Origin of the sequence: Paraburkholderia sp. BL23I1N1 (genome assembly GCF_003610295.1) — a bacterium.
Lineage (GTDB): Bacteria > Pseudomonadota > Gammaproteobacteria > Burkholderiales > Burkholderiaceae > Paraburkholderia.
In genome coordinates, this window is the sequence record NZ_RAPV01000001.1 from 5,395,479 (window position 1) to 5,418,501 (window position 23,023).

Annotated in this window: 18 protein-coding genes and 1 riboswitch; of the genes, 9 read left to right on the forward strand and 9 right to left on the reverse strand. The window is 64.5% G+C overall.

Annotated elements, in window-relative coordinates; translation table 11 throughout:
- Window positions 1-41: 41 nt before the first annotated feature.
- Complete coding sequence (locus B0G76_RS25220) at window positions 42-860, forward strand: helix-turn-helix transcriptional regulator (protein ID WP_120296792.1); 819 nt, start codon at window positions 42-44, stop codon at window positions 858-860.
- Between the two features lie 140 nt (window positions 861-1,000).
- Here B0G76_RS25220 and B0G76_RS25225 read toward each other — a convergent pair whose 3' ends face one another.
- On the reverse strand, window positions 1,001-1,942 hold the full coding sequence (locus B0G76_RS25225) for a LysR family transcriptional regulator (RefSeq protein ID WP_120294922.1): 942 nt from the start codon (window positions 1,940-1,942) through the stop codon (window positions 1,001-1,003).
- 249 nt (window positions 1,943-2,191) lie between these two features.
- Here B0G76_RS25225 and B0G76_RS25230 point away from each other — a divergent pair, with 249 nt between their 5' ends.
- From B0G76_RS25230 to B0G76_RS25240, 3 genes are all read left to right on the forward strand, one after another.
- A complete protein-coding gene (locus B0G76_RS25230; protein ID WP_120294923.1) occupies window positions 2,192-3,391 on the forward strand; it encodes an amino acid aminotransferase in 1,200 nt (399 codons plus the stop codon).
- Window positions 3,392-3,495: 104 nt separating this feature from the next.
- Entirely contained in the window at window positions 3,496-4,287 is a 792-nt protein-coding gene (locus B0G76_RS25235) for a class II aldolase/adducin family protein (protein ID WP_120294924.1), read from the forward strand.
- Between the two features lie 52 nt (window positions 4,288-4,339).
- Window positions 4,340-5,323 (forward strand): 2-dehydropantoate 2-reductase, encoded by a 984-nt coding sequence (locus B0G76_RS25240; RefSeq protein WP_120294925.1) that lies wholly within the window; start codon window positions 4,340-4,342, stop codon window positions 5,321-5,323.
- Between the two features lie 106 nt (window positions 5,324-5,429).
- On the opposite strand, the gene B0G76_RS43000 is transcribed toward B0G76_RS25240, so the two are convergent.
- The 4 genes from B0G76_RS43000 to B0G76_RS25255 form a co-directional block, all read right to left on the reverse strand.
- Window positions 5,430-5,600, reverse strand: a complete 171-nt coding sequence (locus tag B0G76_RS43000) for a hypothetical protein (RefSeq protein WP_183082141.1) — start codon at window positions 5,598-5,600, stop codon at window positions 5,430-5,432.
- Between the two features lie 19 nt (window positions 5,601-5,619).
- The gene (locus tag B0G76_RS25245) at window positions 5,620-7,338 is read right to left on the reverse strand and encodes an FAD-dependent oxidoreductase (protein WP_120294926.1); all 1,719 of its coding nucleotides are present in this window, start codon (window positions 7,336-7,338) and stop codon (window positions 5,620-5,622) included.
- Window positions 7,339-7,558: 220 nt separating this feature from the next.
- Complete coding sequence (locus B0G76_RS25250) at window positions 7,559-9,511, reverse strand: AI-2E family transporter (RefSeq protein ID WP_120294927.1); 1,953 nt, start codon at window positions 9,509-9,511, stop codon at window positions 7,559-7,561.
- A gap of 138 nt (window positions 9,512-9,649) precedes the next feature.
- Window positions 9,650-10,930, reverse strand: coding sequence for a DUF445 domain-containing protein (locus tag B0G76_RS25255; protein ID WP_120294928.1), 1,281 nt, complete (start codon window positions 10,928-10,930; stop codon window positions 9,650-9,652).
- A gap of 270 nt (window positions 10,931-11,200) precedes the next feature.
- Here B0G76_RS25255 and B0G76_RS25260 point away from each other — a divergent pair, with 270 nt between their 5' ends.
- Both B0G76_RS25260 and B0G76_RS25265 read left to right on the forward strand, forming a co-directional pair.
- A complete protein-coding gene (locus B0G76_RS25260; protein ID WP_120294929.1) occupies window positions 11,201-12,343 on the forward strand; it encodes a DNA repair exonuclease in 1,143 nt (380 codons plus the stop codon).
- A complete protein-coding gene (locus B0G76_RS25265) occupies window positions 12,340-14,964 on the forward strand; it encodes an AAA family ATPase (protein WP_120294930.1) in 2,625 nt (874 codons plus the stop codon). The genes B0G76_RS25260 and B0G76_RS25265 overlap by 4 nt, the downstream gene beginning before the upstream one ends.
- 29 nt (window positions 14,965-14,993) lie before the next feature.
- Here the strand turns inward: B0G76_RS25265 and cobJ are convergent, their stop codons facing one another.
- From cobJ to B0G76_RS25285, 4 genes are read right to left on the reverse strand one after another with little or no spacing between them, the layout of a single operon-like run.
- The gene (cobJ, locus tag B0G76_RS25270; protein WP_120294931.1) at window positions 14,994-16,718 is read right to left on the reverse strand and encodes a precorrin-3B C(17)-methyltransferase; all 1,725 of its coding nucleotides are present in this window, start codon (window positions 16,716-16,718) and stop codon (window positions 14,994-14,996) included.
- The gene (locus B0G76_RS25275; protein WP_120294932.1) at window positions 16,706-17,437 is read right to left on the reverse strand and encodes a precorrin-2 C(20)-methyltransferase; all 732 of its coding nucleotides are present in this window, start codon (window positions 17,435-17,437) and stop codon (window positions 16,706-16,708) included. Before B0G76_RS25275 ends, cobJ begins: the two co-directional genes overlap by 13 nt.
- A complete protein-coding gene (locus B0G76_RS25280; protein WP_120294933.1) occupies window positions 17,438-18,064 on the reverse strand; it encodes a precorrin-8X methylmutase in 627 nt (208 codons plus the stop codon).
- Window positions 18,057-19,607, reverse strand: coding sequence for an oxidoreductase (locus tag B0G76_RS25285; RefSeq protein WP_310793964.1), 1,551 nt, complete (start codon window positions 19,605-19,607; stop codon window positions 18,057-18,059). The genes B0G76_RS25280 and B0G76_RS25285 overlap by 8 nt, the downstream gene beginning before the upstream one ends.
- A gap of 82 nt (window positions 19,608-19,689) precedes the next feature.
- A riboswitch (cobalamin riboswitch) is annotated at window positions 19,690-19,869 on the reverse strand.
- An 84-nt stretch (window positions 19,870-19,953) separates the two neighbouring features.
- Between B0G76_RS25285 and cbiE the strand changes: the two genes are divergently transcribed.
- Genes cbiE through B0G76_RS25300 form a run of 3 tightly spaced genes read left to right on the forward strand, consistent with a single transcriptional unit; the run spans window position 19,954 to window position 22,996 of the window.
- Window positions 19,954-21,189: a precorrin-6y C5,15-methyltransferase (decarboxylating) subunit CbiE gene (gene cbiE, locus B0G76_RS25290; protein WP_120294935.1), complete on the forward strand. Its 1,236-nt coding sequence runs from the start codon at window positions 19,954-19,956 to the stop codon at window positions 21,187-21,189.
- Window positions 21,189-22,277, forward strand: coding sequence for a cobalt-precorrin-5B (C(1))-methyltransferase (locus B0G76_RS25295; protein WP_120294936.1), 1,089 nt, complete (start codon window positions 21,189-21,191; stop codon window positions 22,275-22,277). Before cbiE ends, B0G76_RS25295 begins: the two co-directional genes overlap by 1 nt.
- On the forward strand, window positions 22,274-22,996 hold the full coding sequence (locus B0G76_RS25300; RefSeq protein WP_120294937.1) for a cobalt-precorrin-6A reductase: 723 nt from the start codon (window positions 22,274-22,276) through the stop codon (window positions 22,994-22,996). The genes B0G76_RS25295 and B0G76_RS25300 overlap by 4 nt, the downstream gene beginning before the upstream one ends.
- The last annotated feature ends 27 nt before the right edge of the window (window positions 22,997-23,023 follow it).

Here is a 23,023-nt window from a genome sequence, read left to right on the forward strand (position 1 = left end):
TTGCCGGACCGAAACCCAAGCACTGCGACCTCGCCTTTATCATGCGTTCCTGGCGCGTATCCACACCGCCCCGCAGCGGGCACATCGACACTTCGCGCGTGACCGACCTCGTCATGTCGATTTCCCATGCCGACCCGGACGCGCTCGCTGCAAGCATTCTGAAAACCGTCGGCGACACGCTGCCTGTTTCGCAGTGCACGATTTTCGCCTACGAATTCGACGCGAGGCCGCGCACGGTCTCCGCTGCCGACCATCGCGGCGGCCGCTTCCTCCGCGATGTCGCCGACCGCTACGCCACGCACTTTTATGCGCTCGACGGCAACCGCGCCATCGTCGGCCGTCCGCGAGCGAAACAGCCGCACGAGGCACTCGTGCTGCACCAGCAGCAAAGCGAAGAAATCGAAAACGAAGCCTATCGCGCCGCCTGCTACGCGCAGCCCAATGTGTCCGACCGGTTATCGTTGCTTCTGCAACCAATGGAAAGCGTCTGGCTGTCGATCAATCTGTATCGTGATCGCGCCTACGGCATGTTTCAGCCGGGTGAACTGGAGCATGTGGAAAGCATGGCGCATCTGTTCGCGCATGCGGCGAAGGGCCATTACGCACTCAACGGACAGCATCACCAAGGAACGGCTGCCGCGATGCTGGCACGCGTCAGACGCGCCTGCCCGGCGCTGACGCCGCGCGAGATCGACGTGCTGCGCGGCACGCTCGAAGGCGCAAGCGCCGCGGAGATCGCCGAGCAAATGGGCATTAAAGCCACCAGCGTCGTGACGTATCAGAAGCGCGCTTATGCGCGGCTGGGTATCGCGAGCCAGCGCCAGTTGTTCGCGCTATGTTTGCAGCCTGAGCGGTCCTGATGCGGTGCGAGGACGTTACGGCCGTGGGTTAACTGCGTTGCAGTGGATGGGCATAGCCAAAGAACAGCCGAGATGCAGTCAAAGAAGAGCTGACGAGCAACCAATCAACAGCCGAAGCGCAATCGAACATGCATGAAACATCACCCGCGCTTCGCCCGCGCGTCGGCCTGCGTCTCACGATCCCAGCGCTTCAGCCACGGCATGATGAATTCCGCGAAACCGTCCGCGGGCGGTGACAACGCACGCTCGGTCGAGCGATACACACACACTTCGCGGATCGTTTCAGGATCGACGATCCGCTTCATCACCAGCCCGAAGGTTCGCGCGAGCGGCGCGACATAGGCGGGCGCGAGCGTCACGGCAAGCCCCTGTGACGCCAGGCCGAACGCCGTTGTGACGTTGTCCACCACGTCCACCGGAATAATGCGCGCCTCCACCGGCAGATTAGCCAGCATCTGTTCGACCGCGCGCTCGTGATCGCGGCCGGTGGCCACGATCGGTACGTCGCGCAAATGCTGCCATTGCACCCGGCGGCGTGCGTTCAACGGATGGGTCGGCGCGCACCACATCACCCATGGGCTCGCGAAGGCCGGATCGCAACGCACCCGCGTGCCGCTCTGGCGATCCGGGCCGATTGCCAGATCCACGTCGCCGCTTTTCACGCGCTCCACCAGTTGCTCGACCACGGTGTCGCAAATGCGCACGACCACTTTAGGTTTTCCGAGCGCGTATTCGGCGATGGCCGCCGGCAGCGCGGTCGCCGCGAGCACCAGCGGCGCGCCGACTCGCACGATGCCCGCCGCGCGATTGCGGATGTCGTCGGCGGATTGGGCGGCGGCACGCACATAGCGCAACACCGATTCGGCCGACGACAGAAAATCCTGCCCCGCGCTCGAGAGATTGACGCGCCGCGTCGTACGGTCGAAGAGGCGAAAGCCCAGTTCCGTTTCCAGTTCGGCAAGCAACTGGCTGACCGCCGACGAGGTCAGCCCGAGCCGTTCCGCCGCCGCGCCGATACTGTGCAAATCGACGATGGCGAGAAACGCTTCGAACTGACGGATGGTGACGCGTGTAAGTGGCATCAGGCGATTCTAAAGAAAAACTTACGAATCGTGAAAAATCGATTGATTGTGGGCAGCGAGCTATTAGCCGACACTCGTGCTGGTCGACGCGAAGCTGGAAACCCGCTTAGACTTTCGTCTCGCCCACGCGGCTATGATCGGACAGCAACCCGGCTACAACCCGACAGCAACCCGGCTGCAACAATCCACATTCAGGGTATACGTCGTTCGCAGTCAAGCCACATGCGGGGCTCCACTCAAGGAATTGCCATGTTCGACCACATTCCCGCCTATCCGGGCGACCCGATTCTGAGCCTGAACGAAGATTTTCAACTCGATCCCCGGCCCAACAAGGTCAATCTGAGCATCGGCATCTATTTCGACGACGCCGGCAGGCTGCCGGTGATGGACGCGGTGCGACGCGCCGAGACCGCGCTGCTGGGCGCGATCGGCCCGCGCTCCTACCTGCCGATGGCCGGTCTGCCGCTCTACCGCGACGCAGCACAGGCTCTCGTGTTCGGCGAGGACAGCGAAGCGCGTGCAACGGGCCGTATCGCGACCGTGCAGACCATTGGCGGCTCGGGCGCACTGAAAGTCGGCGCGGATTTTCTGAAGCGCTATTTCCCGGCCTCGCAGTTATGGATCAGCGATCCGAGCTGGGAAAACCATCGTGTGGTGTTCGAAGGTGCGGGACTCACGGTCAACACCTATCCCTACTACGACGAACAGACCGGTGGCCTGCGTTTCGCCGACATGATCGACACGATCGGCCGTTTGCCGGAACAGAGCATCGTGCTGCTGCACGCCTGCTGCCACAACCCGACGGGCGTTGACCTGAGCCCGGCGCAATGGACGGAACTGGTGCCGCTATTGCAGCGTCGCAAGCTGATTGCGTTTGTCGACATGGCGTATCAGGGTTTCGGCGCGAGCCTGGAGGAGGACGCCGCCTGCGTGCGCCTGCTCGCCGATGCCGGTGTGCCGTTGATCGTCGCCAATTCGTTTTCGAAGAATTTCTCGCTGTACGGCGAGCGCTGTGGCGCGTTGAGCGTGGTGTGCAATAGCAAGGACGAGGCGGCTCGCGTGCTCGGTCAATTGATGTCGGCGGTGCGCGCCAACTACAGCAATCCACCGACGCATGGCGCGCGTCTCGTGGCTAATGTGCTGTCGGACGCCTCCTTGCGTGCTTCGTGGGAAGCGGAGCTCGCCACCATGCGCGAACGGATTCTCGCCATGCGCGGCACGATTCACGAAGGTCTTGCAGGGCGCGTGGATGAAGTGATGCGCGCACGTTACGTTGCGCAGCGCGGCATGTTTACATACACGGGCTTGAGCGAAGCTCAGGTCGAGCGTTTGCGCAACGAATACGCGGTGTATGTGCTGCGTTCGGGGCGCATGTGCGTCGCCGGATTGAATGCGCGCAACGCCGATTACGTGGCGTCGTCGATCGCCGCGGTGGTGGCGGGCGCGTAACGGTTGCATAACGGTTGCATAACGGTTGCATAACGGCTGCATAACGGCTGCATAACGGCGGTGACTCGCAACAGGCGAGCACAACGATAATCACGGAGACCCTGATGACGACTCTTGAAATGCAACCGGCGAGCGTGCCTAAGTCCGCCGCGATGCATCCCGACGAATGGCAGGCGCGCGTGCAACTGGCCGCGTGCTATCGCATCTTCGACATGCTCGGCTGGACCGAGATGATCTACAACCACATCACCTTGCGTGTGCCGGCGAGCGTCAGCGGCGGCGAGCGCCACTTCCTGATCAATCCATTCGGCCTGCACTACAGCGAAGTGACGGCGAGCAATCTCGTGAAGATCGACGCGCAAGGACGCGTGCTCGACAACTCGCCGTATCCGGTGAATCCCGCGGGATTCGTCGTGCATGCAGCGATTCACGAAGGCCTAGCCGACGCGCACTGTGTGATGCACACGCACACCACGGCGGGCGTGGCGGTGGCCTGTCTCGAAGACGGCTTGCAACAAACCAACTTCTATAGCGCGCAGTTGTATGACCGCATCGCGTATCACGATTTCGAAGGCATCACGATTCATGCGGAAGAAGGCCCGCGTCTGCTCGAACATATCGGCAACAGGCAGGCGGTGATTTTGCGCAACCATGGTCTGCTTGCATGGGGGCACACGCTGCCGCAAACTTTCGCTGTTCTGTGGACGCTCAATCGCGCGTGCGAAATTCAGATGGCTACGTTTTCCATGGGCCGCGCGCGGCCGGTGCCGGAAGAGGTCGCGATCCGTTGCTCGCGCGACTCGTTGCAGTTCGATCCGCGTCACGGTGCGGGACAGGATGTGTTCGACGCGCTGGTGAGGCGCGTGGATCGCGTCGACGCGAGTTATAAGGATTGACGCCGGGACTAACCCGAGGACTCACGCAAGAAATAACGCAAGGATTGAAGCGATGAAAGTAGGAATCTACGGTGCAGGTGCGATCGGCGGCTGGATGGGCGTGAAGCTCGCGCAGGCCGGCCACGACGTGAGCGTGGTGGCGCGCGGCGCGACACTTACTGCTTTGCAGCAGCATGGGTTACGTCTGATCGAAGGCGGCGTGAGGCATACCGTGAAGGTGAAGGCGAGCGAACAGCCGGCTGATCTCGGCGTGCAGGACCTCATCGTGGTAGCGGTCAAGGGCCCGGCAATGGCGTCGGTGGCCACGCATATCGCGCCGCTGCTGAATTCGCAGTCGATCGTGCTGACAGCGATGAACGGCGTGCCGTGGTGGTTCTGCGACGGACTCGGCAGCGATTTCGCCGGCAAACGGCTGAAGTCGATCGATCCCGAAGGCGCGATTGCCGCGGCTATTCCGACCGCGCAGACAGTGGGCTGCGTGGTGCATGCCAGTTGTCTGATCGATTCGCCGGGTGTCATCAAGCATCATCAGGGCAACGGACTGATTGTCGGCGAGGCGTCGGGGCAGCCGAGCGACCGCGTCAAAACGCTCACTGCCACGCTGGCCGCAGCGGGCTTCAATGCGTCGATGTCGGAGCAGATTCAGCGCGACGTCTGGTACAAGCTGTGGGGCAACATGACGATGAATCCGATCAGCGCCATCACCGGCGCGACCACCGACCGGATTCTCAGCGACGAACTGGTGCGCGACTTCGTCACGCGCATCATGCTGGAAGCGAAGGAGATCGGCGCGCGCTTCGGTATTCCGATCGAGCAGGCGCCGGCGGATCGCCACGAGGTCACGCTCAAACTCGGCGCGATGAACACCTCGATGCTGCAGGATGTGCAGGCGGGCAAGGCGGTCGAGCTCGACGCGCTGGTGGCCGCGGTGCGTGAACTGGGGCAGCTTACCGATGTGCCGACGCCCTACACGGACGCGTTGCTCGGGCTCGCGCGCCTGCATGCGAGCACGCTGGGGTTGTATCCGCGACAGTGAGAGCCGCAGCGAAAAGGAAGCCGCCCCGCGTTATCGACGGGGCGGTTTTGTTTCGCCTTATGTTTTACCTCTTCGGTTTTGCGCCAGACTCCCCCGCATTACGCAATCACTGTAGTTTCGCCGCCTCGATCAACGACAACGCCCGCTGGGTGTCGCCGAGCTCCGTCATGGATAGCAGCGCAAGGCGCGCCAGATACAAGGGCGCTTGCGCTTCGCCTTCGGCGGTCAGTGTCTTGCAGAGCGTCGTGTAGACGAGGTCGAGTTCGCTATCGGTCATGGTGTGGGCTCCTCTTGCATCAATTCGTCAGACTGGCCGTGATGGCGCTTTGCACGTTCGCCGCAGTGCCGTTGCGCCAGCGGGCGAGCACATGGCCGTCCGGGCTGATCAGATAAACGGTGCCCGGCGTCGCATCGAGCATCTCGTGCAAGCGTCCTGCCGGATCGATCACATGCGGGCTGGCGGCGCGCGGCGAATCGCCTGTGACCAGAGGGACTGCTTTGAACGGAATGCTGTGTTCGCCGAGCGCATGATGCAATTGTCGCCATGCTGCGTCTTGCGCCGCGTCCGTGCCGAAGCGAAGTGCGGTGAAGCATGGCCCAAGCAGATCGGTGAGATGGATATCGACCGCTACGCCATCGCACATGCGTTGCAGGCGGCACTCCGGCAGTACCGTGCCTGGCGCCGGACCCTTGGCGAACGCGCCGGATGCAGCGGCCGCGACCCGGTTGAGCGGCGACTGGGCATACGCAATCGCATGGGTCTGCCGCGGATTGATCAGCGGCCGCACGGCGGGATGATGCTCGGCCAGTCCGAGCACGGCCTTGCGCATCAGGTCGAATGCGAACGAGGGCGGTGCCATGAATTCCGTGCTCTTCATCCCGTAGCTCAGATTTTCACGCGCCGCGAAAACGCGCTCGTCGCTGTAGCTGTCGAGCAGACGCGCCGACGCAATGCCGTTGACCACGCAAGCGAGTTTCCAGCCGAGATTGTCTGCGTCGTCGATGCCGGAATTCGCCCCGCGCACCCCGAAAATCGGCACGAGATGCGCGGCATCGCCCGCGAACAGCACCGAGCCGTGGCGGTAGCGTTCGAGCGTCAAGGCGTTGGCCTTGTAGACCGTAATCCAGATCGGCGACCATTCGCCGGTTTCGCCCATCGAGTCGAGCACGCTCTGCACGCGTGGCATCACGTTGTCTGGCTGGATTGCGGCCTCGGGGTCTTCATCGTCGCGAAGCTGGTAGTCGATGCGCCAGACATTGTCGGGCTGCTTGTGCACCAGCACTGTGGAGCCGGGATTGGAGGGCGGATCGAAATAGGCGAGACGCTCGGTAGCGCGCGCGCTCTTCAGTTCGATATCGACGATGACGTAACGGCCCTCGTACGACGTGCCCGTGAGCTTGAGGCCGAGCGCCTCGCGGATCGTGCTGCGCCCGCCGTCGCATGCGACGACCCAATCCGCGTGCATGGTCCATGTGGTGTCGCCGGTGCTCAGGTTAAGCGTTGCGCCGACGGTGTCGTCGCCAAGATGCTGTTCGATCCCGGTCACGCGGGTTTGCCAGCGAATGTCGATCAGATCGGCGTGCTGTTCCACCTCATCGAGCAGCAACTGTTCGATCTGGTACTGCGCGATGTTGATCATCGGCGGCAGCGATTGCTCGTCATCCTGATGCATGTCGAAGCGGAACACTTCGGTATCGCGGTAGAAGCTGCGGCCGCCTGTCCACGGCAGGCCTTTTTGCAGGAAGCCGTGTACGACGCCCAGGCGTTTGAAAATCTCCAGGCTGCGCCGTGAAATACAGATTGCGCGGCTGCCGGTGCAAACGCCGTCGTCGGCTTCGATCAGCACCGAGCGCACGCCCTGGCGAGCGAGCGCCAGCGCCAGCGTCATGCCTACCGGACCGCCACCGACGATCGCCACGGCGCGCCGCACGGGATCGTGCCCGTCGACCAGTGGCGGCACCACACCCGCATAGTGACGACGCGTGAAGGGATAGGGTTTGAAGCTGCGGCTCATGCGTGTCTCCTGGATCTTCAATGCCGATGGATTGCCCGCCGGGGCCTGAGAGCGCTCTAAAAGCGGTGCGAATCGATAGGGGAAGTATGAAGGAGGACTGGCGCGCGCCTGTCCTCATTTTGGGTACAGCGCGCTCGCGCTCCACACATGAAAAAGCCGCAAGGCGCGTCAGCACCTCACGGCTTTCTTATTCGATCAGGCAGGGATTGCGCGGACTAGCTCAATCCGCCCCGGCCGCATGCGAAGGCTGGCGCGCGTGCTGCACGCTCGCCGCCACCTGGCATTGCTCGATCATTGCGCGGAACGTCGGCGCTGCCTGCGAAGCGCCGGTCGCGCCCGTTTCCGGGCCGTCTTCGGGCGCGCCGCCGACGCCGACCACCAGCGTCGCCCTGGGCCGCCATTCCCGCGTGCGCCGCAGCATATTGCGCAGGTACGGCGGCGACTCCGGCGCATCGAGCGTGACGATGCAGATGATGGACGCGTCCTTGAAGCTCGATTCGCCGGTATGCGCGCTGCGATAACCGGAGTGCGTGGCCATCATCGGCGTGAATCCCTGGCGGCCGAGCAGTTGCACGGCGATCGCGCTGGTGACTTCGTCGAACGCGCCGCGTCCGGGCACGCACAGCACCGACGTCTTGACGGTGTCATGGCGCAGCGACGGGCGGGCCGGAATGTGCCCGTCGTGCCGCTCCGAAAGATCGGCGGACGCCGAAGCCAGTATCGCCCCGGCGGCTTCGCCCGGGTCCGTGCGCGGCAGACGATCCGGCAGTCCGTCGGCGATCTCCAGGTTTTCGACGATATCGACCAAGGCATCATTGATTCGCGCCAACTGCTCGGGCATCAACACCCCGCGCATCGCATCGTTGCGTGCGAGCTTGAGTCCCTCCAGCGCGACCTTGTCGTAGTAATCGATCAGCGACATCTCGCGCAGCAGGCGCTCGGCCTGCACGATGGCTTCATGCGGATCGTCCGCCAGAATCCGCTGATAGAAAGTCTGCGCGGGTGTTAGCGCGGGCTGATCGCCCAGCAGCACCGTGAGAAAGTTCAGACGGTCGGCGTAGCGGCCCAGCGTGACGACGCACAGCGTGAGCGGCGTGGACAGCACGAGGCCGACCGGCCCCCACAGCCAGCTCCAGAAAATCGCCGCCACCACCACCGCCAGCGGCGACAGCCCCGAGCGATGCCCGTATAGCAGCGGCTCGGCGATCTGGCCGGCCACCACGTCGACGACGATAAACAGGATCAGCGTATAGACCGCCATGGTCCATTGAGGCTGGATGGCGGCGGCGAGAAACACGGCAAGAATCGCGGCGATCCAGATGCCGATGTACGGCACGAAACGCAGCAACGCGGCAATCACGCCGAACAGCAGCGCCCCCGGCACGCCGATGATCGCGAGCCCAATGGCGATGGCTCCGCCCGCGCTGACGTTCACGCCCAGTTGCGCGACGAAATAGCGGCTCAGCCGCCCGGCGGCGTCGTTGATCGCGGTGGTGGTGCGGTGCAGATCGCGCGAACCGAACAGACTGATCAAACGGTCGCGCAGGTCTTCGCGTTGCAACAGGATGAAGATTGTGACGACCAGCACGATGAAGGTGGTCTCGATCGGCGCGATCGCCGGCGACAGCGCGCGTTGCGCGAGTTGCATCGGCGTGGGCGAGGGCTCGTGCACTTCGACGGGCGTTGGCACGGCGGGCGCATTACGCGCCGCGCGCCCGGTGAGGCGCGGCGGGCTCGGCTTGCTGGGCGCGACGCGCTGCAGCGTGGCGGCGGCGCGGCTCATTAGCGAATCGGCCCGGCCGACGGTTTTCTCCTGCACCGTCTCGATCTTTTGCTCGATGGCCTCCTGATACTGCGGCAGGTCGCCCGCCAGTTGCACCAGTTGCGCCCCGATCAGGCCGCCGACCGCCAGCAAGGTGGCGAGGGCGAACAGCACGGCGATAAAAATCGACGGCAACTGACCCATGTGAAAGCGCCGCAACGCCTGCACCAGCGGCGCGAGCAGAAAGCTGAGCAGCACGGAGAGCGTGATCGGGATCAACACCTCACGGCCGAAGTACAGTGCGCAGACCACCACCACGCCGGTGATGATCGAGGCCAAACCATGCAGACTCGGCGTGCCCGGCGGGTATACGCGGTTCGGCCGCTCATGCGGCGGTAACGATATTTTCATGAACACACTTCTCGATGTGGTGGCGCTGTCGCTTTGATTGAGGGCACGCGCGAACGGAACGGCGGCGCTCAGGTAAAGCGCCTGAGCAATTCATATGCCCGGATTGTAGGCGCTTTGGCGTGTGGCGGTCCGTATCCCTTAGCCCATGTGCAAACGCAGCAGTTCAAACAGCCGCGAACTCGCATACAGCAGCAAACCGATAAAGCCGCCCACAATCGTTCCGTTGATGCGGATGTACTGCAAATCCTTGCCGATGGTCAGCTCGATCTGGCGTGACATGTCGCGCGCGTCCCAGTTCTTCACTGTATCGCTGATGTGGCGGGTGAGGAACTGGGCGAAATCCGGAGCCATGGCGCGTGCCGCTTCTTCCAGATGATCGTTCAGCGACTGACGCAGCGCGGGGTCGTGCGCCAGTTCGCGGCCTACCCATTGGCCCATCGCCATCACTCTGGCGTGCAGGGCCGAGTCGCTGCTTTGCAGATCGCGCTTGAGCCACGCGCGCAATTCGCCCCACATGTCCTTCACGTACGTGCTCAGCGCTTCGCCTTCCACCAGATACCGCTTCAGCTCCTCGCCTTTCTGCAGGAACGCCGGATCGCTTTTGAGTTTGACGATCAGCTTCTGCGCAGCATCGTCGAATTTCTGGCGCAGCTGATGCGTGGGGTTCTCGCTGATCTGCTCCAGCATCCGGTTCACCGCATTGGCGATCGCCTCGGCGCCTTTTTCGCCGAGCCACGCCGACGGCAGGATCATCTCCATCTTCGGATATTCGCTCTTCACCCACTCGACAATGCGCTCTGCGATAAACTCGCGCGCCTGCGGTTCGCGCAGCAGTGCGACGACCTGTTCGATGCCGGCGTCGAGCAGTTCCTGATGACGGCCGTCTTTGGTGAGCGTGTCGAGAATCGCGCCCATGGATTGCGACAGATCGACTTTGGCCAGCACGTCGCGCAACGCGTCCTTGATGAAGACCTGGATGCGCACGTCGTCGGTCAATTCGAGAATGCCGCTCGTCAGTTTGACCACGTAGTCGCCCAGGCGCGCGGTATTGGCCGGCTGGGTCAGCCAGCCGGTGATGCTTTGCGCCAGGTCGTGTTTCTGGATCAGCCCGACCAGCGACGGCACGTCCAGAAACTTGTCCTGCACGAACACGGCGAGGTTCTCGGCGATCTTGTGCTTGTTCTTCGGAATGATTGCTGTGTGCGCAGAGACGATCGGGATCGGCACACGGCGAAACAGCGCGACCACGGCGAACCAGTCGGCGAGCGCGCCGACCATGGCGGCTTCGGCGATTGCCTTGATGCCGTCTACCCAGATGCCGCGCGGCATGAAAGCCGTGACGACGAAAACGCAGGCGGCGGCCGCCAGCAACAGCAACGGGGTGCGCTTGGCCTTCTTCAGTTCGGTCTCTTTGTTCATCGGCAGCAGGGCAGCGGGGTTCAAGTCGATTGAAATGGTGCGGTGCGATTGGCGGGGTCGTCCGGAAACGCGAGTGTAGCGCCGCTGTTGCGGCCGTGTGGCGCCGGCTTGGGACATTCTTTGTCCCACTGGCGCGGTAACATCTGCGGTTAGACTGCGGGGCGATGCTTGGGTGAGTGCTTAAAGAATGCTGGGCGAATCTCGAATGCGCGCTGAATAAGTGCCGAACAACCGTTGAGTGACGATGCAATTGAATGGAATGGAGGCACAGTGATCAGGTTTCTGCACACCGCGGACTGGCAGATAGGGACGCAATTCGGCCAGTTCGAGCCGGATGAAGCCGCGCACCTTGCGCAAGCGCGCTTCGACACCGTGCGCCGGATCGCTGAGGAAGCGGCGGCGCGCAAGGTCGACGCCGTGCTGGTCGCGGGCGACGTATTCGACCTGCAGACCGTTTCGGACACGGTGATCCGCCGCCTGTTCGGCGCGCTGCAGGCGTTTTCCGGGCCGTGGATCATGCTGCCGGGCAATCACGACGCCGCGCTGGTCGAGAGCGTGTGGACCCGTGCGCAGCGCCTGAACTGCATCGCGCCGAACGTGCGGGTGGTGCTCGAACCCGGCGTGGTGACGCTCGACGCCTGCCAATGCGCGTTGCTCTGCGCGCCGCTCACGCAGCGTATTACTTACGACGACACAACCGGTTTCTTCGACACCACGGAGACGCCGAACGGCTATCACCGCATCGGGCTCGCGCATGGCAGCGTGAGCGGGATTCTGCAGGAGGGCATCGATTCGTCGAATCCGATTGCGCCGACGCGTGCCGCGAGTGCGCGTCTGGACTACCTCGCGCTTGGCGACTGGCATGGCCATCTGCGTGTGGACGAGCGCACCTGGTACGCCGGCACGCATGAGCAGGACCGTTTTCGCGCCAACGATCCGGGCTTCATGCTCGACGTGACGCTAACCGCGCCCGGCGCCGTGCCGGCAGTCGAAGCGGTGCGGGTGGGTAAATATCAATGGCATCGCTGGGAAGAGACGATCTCGGTGCCGACCGATGTGGATTCGCTCAAGACGCGCCTCAGCGCATTGAGCAGTCACGACGTGCTGCGGGTCACCGTCAGCGGCACGACCGCACTGGCCGAGGCCGAAGCGATTCACGTCGCGGTGGAAGAAACCCGCGCGCGGGTGCGGGCGCTACGCGTCGATCTGAGTGGCCTGCAGGTGCTGCCCACTGCCGACGACCTCGCCGAACTCGGCGCGCAAAGCGGCTACCTCGCGAAAGTGGTGGCGCGCTTGCGTGGTCTGCAGGAGGACCCGCAGTCCGATCCGCAACAAGTCAAGCGGGCGGCGGAGGCGTTGTTGCTCCTCGCGCGTTTTCAACGTGAACTGCCGCGCGAAGCGAGGTCCGCATGAAGCTGGAACGTATCGCGATTCAGGAGTTCAAGCAGTTCGCCGGCCGGCTCGTGATCGACGATCTGGAGCCCGGGCTCAACCTGTTCACCGGTCCGAACGAGGCTGGCAAGAGCACGATTGCCGAAGCTGTGCGAGCGGTGTTCCTCGAACGCTACAAGGCTTCGCATCTGAAAGATCTGCTGCCGTGGGGCAAGGCGAGCGGTCAGCCTTCGGTTGAAGTGACGTTCGAGATGGACGGCACGGCGTGCAGGCTGTCGAAGCAGTTTGTCACCCGGCAGCGCTGCGAGCTGAAAATCGGCCAGGCGGTGTTCGGCGAAGATGAAGCCGAAGACAAGCTCGCCGCGTTGCTCGGTTTTTCGCGTGCCGCGCGTGGGCCGCTGAAGGCAGAAAACGCTGGCGTTCCCGGTTTGTTGTGGGTGCAACAAGGCGATACGCAGGAAGTGCGCGACTCCACGGGGCACGCGGCGCAGTATCTGCGCGATGCGCTTTCGCAGCTCTCGGGCAGCAGCGAATCCGGGGGCGAGGACGCGCTGATCGCCGCCGTGCAGCGCGAGCTTCGGCAACTGCTCACGGCGCGCACGCAGAAGTCCACCGGGCCGCTGGCCGAAGCCGAACAGGCGCTGGCGGCGCTGATTGTCGAGCGTGACGAGCTGGAGCAGCAGCGCCAGCAGTTCGACGAGAACATCGTGCGCCTCGCCGCGCAGCAGCAAGCCTTCGACGACGCACAAAGCAAGCGCGCCTGGGAGCTTCATGAGCAGAAAGCCGTGCAGGCGCAACAGCGCGCCGATGCCGCGGCGGAACTCGAACGTAGTCTTCAGACGCTTGCGAAGTCGCTGCAATTGAGCGAGGCGGAACAGGCGCTTTCCTTGCAGCAGGAACAGACTGCGAACGAGCTCGAAGCGGCCGTGGCTCGGGAGCGGCAGCAACTCGACGCCGCGCGAGCCAACGTGTCGGTGGTACAGAGTGAACATGCGCAGGCCCAGGCGAGCGTCGTGCAATTCGAACAGGCATACGCCGACGCCAGCCGCGCGCTCGAACTGGCGAATGCCGCGGTGACCGCGGGCGATTTGCGCAGTCAGATAGCGCTGCACCGCACGGAGAGCGAGCGGCTTGAAACGGCGATCTCAGACGCCGGCAAGGCAAACGACGCCGTGCTTGAAGCGACGCGCGCCGCCGCGGCGGTCGAAATCGACGCGGCACAACTGAAGCAACTCCAATCGCTCGATGCGGAATTGACCGTACTGCGCGCGCGGACTGAGGCGGCGATGACGCGCATCGAATATCGGCTGAACGGCGCGATTACCGTCGGCGATGCGAAGATCAGCGGCGAGGGCGTGCTGCGGCTCGATGAGGAGAAGCTGGTCGGTCTTGGCGAGCTCGGCGAATTGCGCGTCATTCCGGGTGTTTCCGATCTGCCGGCACAGTTGTCCGAACTGGCGTCGCTCGAAGCCCGGCATGCGCAGGTGTTGCAGGCGCTGGGCGTGGCGTCGTTGGGCGAGGCCGAGGCGAGGCATGAGCAGTGGAAGGCGCTGGTCGCGCAGCAGAAAAGCCAGGCGAAGATTCTTGAGGTGCATGCGCCGCAAGGCATCGACGCGCTGCGTGCTGCGTTGGCTTCCGCTGCCGCGCGGCTGCAAACATCGAATGAGCGCCTGGCTCTATTGCCGGACGTGTCCGCAGCGCCTCCGCTCGACGAGGCTCGCCGCAACGCCGATATCGCGCGCGATGCGGTGGAAGCCGCCAGAAAAGTGCTGACGCAGGCGGCGGAAAGCAAATCCACCGCCACGGCGACGACAGAATCACTCGCCGGTCAGTTGCAGCGGAAGGAAGCCCAACTCGGCGACGAAGCGTTTCGCCGCAACCGTGCGCAGTGGCAGACGAAAATCGTTGAGCAGCGAATGCAGGTTGAGGCGCTGAAAAAACAACTGGGAGGAAGGGCGCGTGAACTGGAAGCGGCGCGTCTCGACGACCCGGCTGCCGAAGCGAAACGCTATCGTGCGTCGGCAGAACTTGCGCGCAACGAACAGCACGAGCGGCAGGTGCGGATCGCGCAATTGCGCAGTCAACTTGAGACGGTGGGCGCTTCGGGGCTTGGAGAACGTCTCGCTTCGGTGAAAGCTTCAGTCGAACAGGCCACGCGCCGCAAGGACGAACTCAGCTTGCGGGCGAGCGCGTTGAGTCTGCTCGACGAAGTACTCGTCGACGAACGCGACGCGGCGGTGGCGCAATTGCGTGCGCCACTGACCGAGCGCCTTGGGCACTACCTGAAGCGGATTTTCCCGCAGTCGACGATTGCGCTCGGCGACGATCTGAGTCCCGCGACGCTGGATCGTTATGGTCGCGCGGATACGCTCGATGTATTGAGCTTCGGTACGCGGGAGCAACTGGGTATCTTGACGCGGCTGGCGTATGCGGACCTGTTGAAGGCATCGGGCCGCCCGACCTTGCTGATGCTCGACGATGCCGCCGTGCATACCGATGCCGCACGGCGCGATGCGATCAAACGCGCGCTGATCGATGCGGCTACGCGACACCAGATTCTGGTGTTCACGTGCCATCCGGAGCTTTGGGACGATCTGGGTGTCAGGCAGCGGGCGATTGAGGATTTGAAGGTGGCGGCGTAGCGGGCTTGTGTGCCGTTGCAGCTAACGGCTCACTCATACCACCGCGGCGTATAAACCCACTCGCCACCGTCGACGCCGTTAGCAAACGCGCGCGTCGTCGACGACCCCACGATCACCATCGTGCGCATATCCACATCCGACGAGCGCAGTTCGCCGAGCGTGATCGTACGCAGTGTGCTGCCCGGTCTGCCGATATCGCGTCCGAGCACGACTTTCGTCGCCGCCGCGCGGTATTCCCGCACGATGTCCAGCGCTTTATCCAGTTGCCATGGCCGTGCGCGGGAGAACGGGTTGTAGAGCGCCATGACCAGATCGGCTTCGGCCGCATGTCTGAGCCGCTTTTCGATGATGCTCCACGGTTTCAGATTGTCGGATAAAGACAGCATGCAGAAGTCGTGACCCAGCGGCGCGCCAGCTTGCGCCGCGGTCGCCATGGCAGCGGACACGCCCGGCACGATGGCGAGTTGGACCGCGCGCCAGTCGGCGTTCGTCGAACCGCCTTCTTCGAGCGCTTCAAGCACCGCAGCCGCCATCGCAAACACGCCTGGATCGCCCGACGACACCATCACGACTGAGCGTCCGGTGCGGGCGAGTTCGAACGCATGACGCGCCCGCTGCATCTCCTCGCGATTGTCCGTGCCGTGTACGCGTTGATCGGCGCGTAAGGGGCCGGCCATTTTCACGTAGGTCTCGTAACCGAGAATATCGGTGGCTTCGTTCAGCGCGGTTCGGGCGGCAGGCACCATCAGGTCGGCGCTGCCGGGGCCGAGGCCGATCACCGTCAAACGGCCTCGTGCGCGGCCAATTGTGTTGGGGTCGATTGCCAACGCGGCTAGCGCGATTGCAACACCTGTGTCGGCGTCGTCACGCAGCGTTTGATAGGGGACGTGCAGCGCGGCATGTAGCAAATTGCTCGGCGGCCTGCCGTCTTCCGGGCGTGGCTGGGTAAAACGCAGTGGCACGTTCAGGGTTGCTGCGGCTTCGACGAGCGCGGGGTCCGTCATGTGTTCGGCAGAAGCCAGCAATGCCGAGAGCGAGAGTGTCGCCAGACCGTGCGCGTCTAAGGCCTCGCGAACCAGCGCGGCGATCTGGGCGCCTGAACCAGCCCCCGTCACCGCCGCCACCACACTCCGCGGATGAATCACCAACTCATCATCCCGCCCATCCCACGCACGCGGCGTCACACGAATCGCCAGACGTGCCGGCTCCGAGCGCGGCAATTGCGCATCATCGAGCCACGGCGCTTCGCCCTCAATGCGCGTGCTTTCTCCAGCCAGCAAGTCCGACACGAAGCGCTTGCCTTGCGCAATGTCGGCGAGCGCATAGCCTTCAGGCGGATTGAGCACACACGTTCCAAAGCGCAGTTCACCACTCGTCGTAATCGCAGGCGACACAGCCAACTCAGCAGCAATCTCGCGCGCCATCACATTGACGCCCGCAAGGCCGCCGAGCAATGGCACGACCGCACTGCCGTCTTCTGCAACGGCCAGCACCGGCGGTTCGACACCCTTGTTCGACAGCAGCGGCGCCACGCAACGAATCACAATCCCGGCGGCGCATAGCGCAATAACCGGCGTGCCGCGCGCGTACAGATCACACAGATGCGCGCGGAGTTCCGTGTAGGAGACGTCCGCTTCGACACGTCCCTGCAAGGCATGCACCTGGCTACCTGCATACAGCATCTGGATACGCCGTGCGGTGTCCAACGCGCCCGCGCCGAGAATCACAATCGCAGGAGGCGTCAACCTTGCCATTTTTCCCCCGGCACCACGAGCAGTGAGAAATACGGCGATGCCATCGGATCGACTTCGGCGAGCGGCACGATGCGCTGATTGCCCATGGTCGCGCGTTCGACGTAAAGCGCACGATGCGCGAGCCCCAGTTCGCCGAGCACGCGCCGCACTTTATCGAAATTGCGGCCGAGTTTCATGATGACCGCCGCGTCCGCATCCGCGAGACGACGGCGCAATTCGTCCTCGGGCAAGACGCCGGAGAGCACCGACAAACTCTGATTGCGATACACCAGCGGAGCACCGAGCACCGCTGCGCCGCCGAGCATCGAGCACACGCCGGGCACGACTTCGGCCTCGAAATGTGGCGCGAGGCGGTCGTGCAAATACATATACGAGCCGTAGAAAAACGGATCGCCTTCGCAAATCACCGCGACATCGCGGCCCGCGTCGAGATGGCCGGCGACGACCTGCGCCGCGGTGTCATAGAAATCGGCAATGATCGCTTCATACGAAAGCGGCGGTTCGAGCGCTTCGGTCGTGACGGGATAAACGAGCGGCAGATGCTGTTGCGTGTCATGCAGATGCGCCTCGATGATGCTGAAGGCGTTGCCCTTTTTACCCTTTGCGACGAAATACGCGACCACGGGTGCCGCTTTCAACAATCGCAGCGCTTTCAGTGTGATGAGTTCAGGGTCGCCGGGGCCGACGCCCAGTCCGAACAAACGTCCTCGCACGGTCATTTACTCGACCTCCGTCGCCAGCGCATTCACCGCGGCGGCGGCCATCGCGCTGCCGCCGCGTCGACCGTGAACTACGACGTAGGGCACACCGCGGCTGTCTTCGGCAAGCATCGCTTTCGATTCGGCCGCGCCGACAAAACCGACCGGAAAACCGAGTATCAATGCGGGCCTCGGCGCGCCGGCATCGAGCATGTCGAGCAGATGAAAGAGGGCGGTCGGCGCGTTGCCGATCACGACGACGCTGCCGGCCAGATGCGGCCGCCACAATTCAAGCGCGGCCGCCGAGCGTGTATTGCCGAGTTCGCGCGCGAGCCCGGGCACGTCCTCATGCGTGAGCGTGCAGATCACCTCGTTGTTCGCGGGCAGCCGCGCGCGCGTGATGCCTTGCGCCACCATGCCGGCGTCGCACAGAATCGGCGCGCCTTGTGCCAGCGCTGTGCGGCCCGCAGCACCTGCGCCCGCGGAAAACTGAAGGTCTTCAATAACGTCGACCATGCCGCAGGCGTGGATCACGCGCACCGCGAGTTTCTCGAGGTCGGCGGGGATGCGCGAGAGATCGGCCTCCGCGCGTATCGTCGCGAAGGATTGGCGATAGATCTCCTGACCGTCGCGAATGTAATCAAGCATCTAAAGGGCTCCGGGCCGGGTGTGCCGAGTGTGCCAATTGGCCGAGCAGGTCGGCGGCCTGGTCGATCGTGAGTTGGCGCGCGACGCACGAGCCGAAATCCGGCTGGCCGTCGGGTCGATAAAGGTCGTAGATGCCGGGCGCCGCAGCCAGCAGCGTGTAGGGCGCGCAATGTGCGGCGGCGCATGAGCGCGGACAGCCGCTCAGATGGACGTCGATGCCGTCGGGCAAGCGCTCGGCTAGAAGCAGTGCGTCGGCTTTGGTATCGGCGAGGCCTTTTGCGCAGCCTGTGGAGCCGGCGCAGGCGATCAGGTGTGTTATGGGCTGCGCGGGATCGCAGGCAAGGCCCAGTGCGTTCATTTCGGCGAGCACGGCGGGCGCGTCATTGGCGGCGATATCGGGCAGCAATACGCTTTGCCAGGGCGTCATGCGCAGCGTGCCATTGCCTCGCTGTTGCGCGAGTGCGGCGAGGCCGCGCAAGCTTGCGGCGTCGAGGCGTCCGAGCGGCGGTTGGCCGCCTACGTGCAGCATGCCCACTACGCGTTGAGCGTGTGCGCCGAGTCGTAACGTGGCGTCGGCAGGCGTGCCGCGTTGCCAGCTTGCGAGCGACGTGTCGCGTGATAGCGGGAAATCGGCATACGTCTGAGCGTGCTGCAAAAGTGCGTCGACGGAATGCGTGGCAAGCAGATGACGCATGCGCGTGGCATCGGCGGCGGCCAGATCCAGGAACGTGTGCAAGAGCGCGCGAACAAGGACGGCGACTTGCGATGGCAGCACGGCTGCGAGGGCGCCGGTGCTATCCGTGCGAGGACGCTCGGTGGAGTCATGCGAGTCGGCGTATTCGGCATGCCGGAACGCATCGGTATCCGCATCCGCGTTCGCGCTTGCCACCCCAGGCGGACAACCCGCCAGACCAAACACAAATCGCGCACCGTCTCGCGCTTGCGTCGCCGCCAGCCAGACATCATGCGGATGATCGAGCCTGGCCAGGCGCTCGCCGCCGTCGAGCAATAGCGCGAATTTGGGCGATAGTGCCGCGAAACGCGCTTCGGTTTGTAGCAGGGTGAGCAGGTCGATGCTGAGCGGCCTTGTGTCGATGAGCGCAAATGGATCGCGCCCGGCAGTCGGGCTCGTCATCAGATTGCGCACATCGTCCGCAGCGGTCGCTGATAGCGGGCTAGGCGCTGTTTGTGTGGCCGGCGATGGTGTTTTTGAAGCATCCGCTGCACGCGTCGCCGGAACGGGTCCAAGACCCGCCTCGATCAGCGCCGCGATCAACGCCGTTTCATGCCCGCCGCGCACGCCACGCACCTGCAGATTCGCGCGATTCGTGAGTTCGATCACGCCGGCCGCATGCCGCTCGCTGACGTCGGCGATCACGCCAGCTTGCGCCGCGCTCAGCTCGCCGCCAGGCAATTTGATCCGGCAGATCCCGCCATCGCGCGCGGCGACGATGCGCAGCAACCCCGGACATGCCGAGGGCCGCAGCGCGAGGGCCGCGTCGGGCAAAACCGTGGAGGGCGAAGCTTGATTCAAGACGGACACCGGGTTGAGGGTCGCGCGACGGCCCGAGCGCCGCCCAGGCGGGCATTGCTGCGGCATCGGTACACCCCGCCCGATGTAGGCTGGCACGAACAGTCTGGCCGGCAGGTCTCCTGGCTGGCAGGTCAGCGTCCGCCGCGGCCTTCCCGGTCGAACCAGTGGCGCGGAGCGCAGGCGGACTCGCTGCATACAGTTGCGGGGGCAGCCACAGTGGCACTGTGTTCCCTCTTCGGCCCCGAAGGGCACCGGCGGCTGTATTATGCCTTTTTTCGAACAGCACAACGAGGCTGGACGCTTTGATCGGCGTGGCACAGCGCATTATTTGAAGATACAGAATGAGGATGGATGCATGCCGGCGTGGCTGACCGTGGTAGGCATAGGCGATGACGGCTTCGCCGGCTTGGGGAAGCCCGCGCGGCGTGCTTTGCTGGAGGCGTCGGTGGTGTACGGCGGTGAACGGCATCTGGCGATGCTGCCCGCACGTCTCGCCGCGCGCCGGGCGGCATGGCCGAGGCCGTTCGATCTCGCGCCTTTGCTGGCGGAGCGGAACGGGTCCGTCTGTGTGCTGGCGAGCGGTGACCCGATGCTGTTCGGTGTCGGCGCGACGCTGGCGCGGCAGTTGCCGGCAGGCGAGTTGCGGGTGCTGCCCGCGCCGTCGTCGTTGTCGTTGGCAGCCGCGCGGCTTGGCTGGCCGTTGCAGGATGTCGCCGCGGTTTCGCTGGTAGGACGGCCGTTGCCGACGCTGAATGCGCATTTGCACGACGGCGCGCGCGTCTTCGTGCTGAGCGCCGATGGGCGCACTCCCGCCGCGTTGGCCGAACTGCTGAATGCGCGCGCTTTCGGCGCGACCCGGATGACCGTGCTGGAACATTTGGGCGGCGATCTGGAGCGGTGTATCGACGGCCGTGCTGACCAATGGTCCGCGGGCGAGGTGGCGGCGCTGAACCTGATTGCGCTTGAATGCCGTGCCACGGAGGGCGCTCCGCGTCTGCCGCTGACTACCGGCTTGCCCGACGACGCCTTTCGCCACGACGGTCAGTTGACCAAACGCGACGTCCGCGCGATCACGCTGGCGCGCCTCGCGCCGACGCCTGGCGAACTGCTTTGGGATGTGGGCGCGGGCAGCGGCTCGATCGGCATCGAATGGATGCGCGCGCATCCGACTTGCCGCGCGATCGCGATCGAAGGGCACGCGGAGCGGCAGCGGTTCATCGAACACAATCGCGATGCGTTGGGCGTACCGGGTTTGCAGCTGGTGGCCGGCCGCGCGCCCGAGGCGCTGGAAGGATTGACGGCGCCGGATGCCGTGTTCATCGGCGGTGGCGTCACGGCGCCGGGCGTGCTCGACGCCTGCTGGGCGCGCCTGCGCGACGACGGGAGACTGGTCGCCAACGCGGTGACCTTGCAAGGCGAGGCGGCGCTCGCGGCGTGGCGGGAGCAGCACGGCGGCACGTTGACCCGCATCGCGCTGGCCGAGGCGCAGCCGCTCGGCGGCTTCGATACGTGGCGTCAGGCGTTGCCGATTACGCTGCTGGAGCTCACCAAGCGCGCCATATCTACCCCAGCCGACTCCCCCCAACCGTAATGCGCGACGAAACGCCCGAACAACCCGTCCCGCTGCGTAGCGGCTACACGACCGGCAGTTGCGCCACCGCGACGTCGCTCGCAGCCGCGCGTCTGTTGCTCGCGGGTATCGTTAGCGAGGTCGCGGAGATCGTGTTGCCGAAGTGCCAGCATGTACCCATGCCGCTGGTGTTCTGCCGCCTGACCGCCGACGGCGCAGAAGCCGGCACGGTGAAAGATGCTGGCGACGACCCCGACGTAACGCACGGCGCAATCGTATTCGCCCGCGTGCGCTTGATCGCCGAAGCCCGTGTGCAATTCCGTGCAGGACCGGGCGTCGGCACCGTGACGCGCGCGGGCCTCACGCTGCCGGTCGGCGAACCCGCGATCAATCCCATGCCGCGCAAGATGATGACCGAGCATTTGAGCGAGCTCGCGGCGGAGCATGGATACAGCGGCGGTTTCGAAGTGGCGATCGGTGTGGAAGGCGGCGAAGCGCTCGCATTGAAAACAATGAATCCACGCCTCGGTATTCTCGGCGGCTTGTCGATTCTCGGCACCACGGGCATCGTGCGGCCGTTTTCGTGCTCGGCCTATATCGCGTCGATTCATCAGGGCATCGACGTCGCGCGCGCGAACGGTTACCTCCATCTCGCAGCCTGCACCGGCAATGCAAGCGAAGACGCGATGCGCGCGCACTACGGTCTGCCGGATATCGCGCTGATCGAAATGGGCGACTTCGTCGGCGCGGTGCTCAAGCATATGAAGCGCGCACCGGTCGAGCGGCTGAGCGTGTGCGGCGGCTTCGGCAAACTCAGCAAGCTGGCAGCCGGGCACCTCGATCTGCATAGCCGCAATTCGAGCATCGATCTGGAACGGCTTGCCACATGGGCCGCCGCGCATGGCGCAGACGACGCGTTGCAGGCGGCGATCCTCGCCGCCAATACGAGTCAGCAGGCCGTCGCGTTGGCGCACGCGCAACAGGTGCCGCTCGGCGATATCGTCTGCCGGCATGCGCTTGCTGTCGCACGGGATATCGTGCCGCCGCAGGTCGCGGTCGAAATGTTCGCGATCGATCGCCAGGGCAATCTGATCGGAGCCGCGAAATGACGCGGGTCCTGCTACTCGGCGGCACCGGCGACGCTTTGCGGATCGCAAGACAACTCGGCCCCGGGCACGTGTACAGTCTCGCGGGCCTCGGCAAGGTGCCGGACGATCTATCGTGCGGCGTGCGTGTGGGCGGCTTCGGTGGTTGTGAAGGCATGGCGCGTTACATCGCGGACGAACGTATCGGCCTCGTGGTCGACGCAACGCATCCGTACGCCGCGCAGATCAGCGCCAATGCCGCCAAAGCGACTGGGGAGGCGGGCGTGCCGTGCTGGGCGCTGCGCCGCGCAGGCTGGCAGCCGCAAGCCGGCGACGACTGGCGCATGGTCGGCGATTGGGCCGAACTTACGGCCGCGCTCGCTCCGTTCAGTCGGCCGCTCTTCACGCTCGGACGCGAACCGCTTGCGCATCTCGACGACATTCCGCCGCAGCAGTTCTGGACGGTGCGCTGCCTCGACGCGCATGAAACCAATCCACGCGCGCGGATTCTGGCGGCACGCGGCCCGTTTACGCTTGAAGGCGAGCGAATGCTGTTCAGCGCGGAAGCGTTCGATGTCCTCGTCAGCAAGAACAGCGGCGGCAGCGCCACCGAAGCGAAACTCGAAGTCGCGCGCGAACGCGGCTTGCCGGTCGTGATGCTGCGGCGCCCCGAGTTGCCCGCGGTCGATCGCGAGTTTGCGAACGTGGCCGACTTGCTGGAAGCACTGCGAGTTTCAAGTTAAATGGCGCGTGCATGCATGCATGCATGC

What these genes read in the sequence shown, in the direction of transcription:
- B0G76_RS43000 (WP_183082141.1), bottom strand. Translation starts at nt 5,600, where the DNA reads ATGACCGATAGCGAACTCGACCTCGTCTACACGACGCTCTGCAAGACA.
- B0G76_RS25295 (WP_120294936.1), top strand. Translation starts at nt 21,189, where the DNA reads ATGCGCGACGAAACGCCCGAACAACCCGTCCCGCTGCGTAGCGGCTAC.
- cobJ (WP_120294931.1), bottom strand. Translation starts at nt 16,718, where the DNA reads ATGGCAAGGTTGACGCCTCCTGCGATTGTGATTCTCGGCGCGGGCGCG.
- B0G76_RS25250 (WP_120294927.1), bottom strand. Translation starts at nt 9,511, where the DNA reads ATGAAAATATCGTTACCGCCGCATGAGCGGCCGAACCGCGTATACCCG.
- B0G76_RS25280 (WP_120294933.1), bottom strand. Translation starts at nt 18,064, where the DNA reads ATGCTTGATTACATTCGCGACGGTCAGGAGATCTATCGCCAATCCTTC.
- cbiE (WP_120294935.1), top strand. Translation starts at nt 19,954, where the DNA reads ATGCCGGCGTGGCTGACCGTGGTAGGCATAGGCGATGACGGCTTCGCC.
- B0G76_RS25255 (WP_120294928.1), bottom strand. Translation starts at nt 10,930, where the DNA reads ATGAACAAAGAGACCGAACTGAAGAAGGCCAAGCGCACCCCGTTGCTG.
- B0G76_RS25230 (WP_120294923.1), top strand. Translation starts at nt 2,192, where the DNA reads ATGTTCGACCACATTCCCGCCTATCCGGGCGACCCGATTCTGAGCCTG.
- B0G76_RS25245 (WP_120294926.1), bottom strand. Translation starts at nt 7,338, where the DNA reads ATGAGCCGCAGCTTCAAACCCTATCCCTTCACGCGTCGTCACTATGCG.
- B0G76_RS25275 (WP_120294932.1), bottom strand. Translation starts at nt 17,437, where the DNA reads ATGACCGTGCGAGGACGTTTGTTCGGACTGGGCGTCGGCCCCGGCGAC.
- B0G76_RS25225 (WP_120294922.1), bottom strand. Translation starts at nt 1,942, where the DNA reads ATGCCACTTACACGCGTCACCATCCGTCAGTTCGAAGCGTTTCTCGCC.
- B0G76_RS25235 (WP_120294924.1), top strand. Translation starts at nt 3,496, where the DNA reads ATGACGACTCTTGAAATGCAACCGGCGAGCGTGCCTAAGTCCGCCGCG.
- B0G76_RS25300 (WP_120294937.1), top strand. Translation starts at nt 22,274, where the DNA reads ATGACGCGGGTCCTGCTACTCGGCGGCACCGGCGACGCTTTGCGGATC.
- B0G76_RS25240 (WP_120294925.1), top strand. Translation starts at nt 4,340, where the DNA reads ATGAAAGTAGGAATCTACGGTGCAGGTGCGATCGGCGGCTGGATGGGC.
- B0G76_RS25265 (WP_120294930.1), top strand. Translation starts at nt 12,340, where the DNA reads ATGAAGCTGGAACGTATCGCGATTCAGGAGTTCAAGCAGTTCGCCGGC.
- B0G76_RS25220 (WP_120296792.1), top strand. Translation starts at nt 42, where the DNA reads ATGCGTTCCTGGCGCGTATCCACACCGCCCCGCAGCGGGCACATCGAC.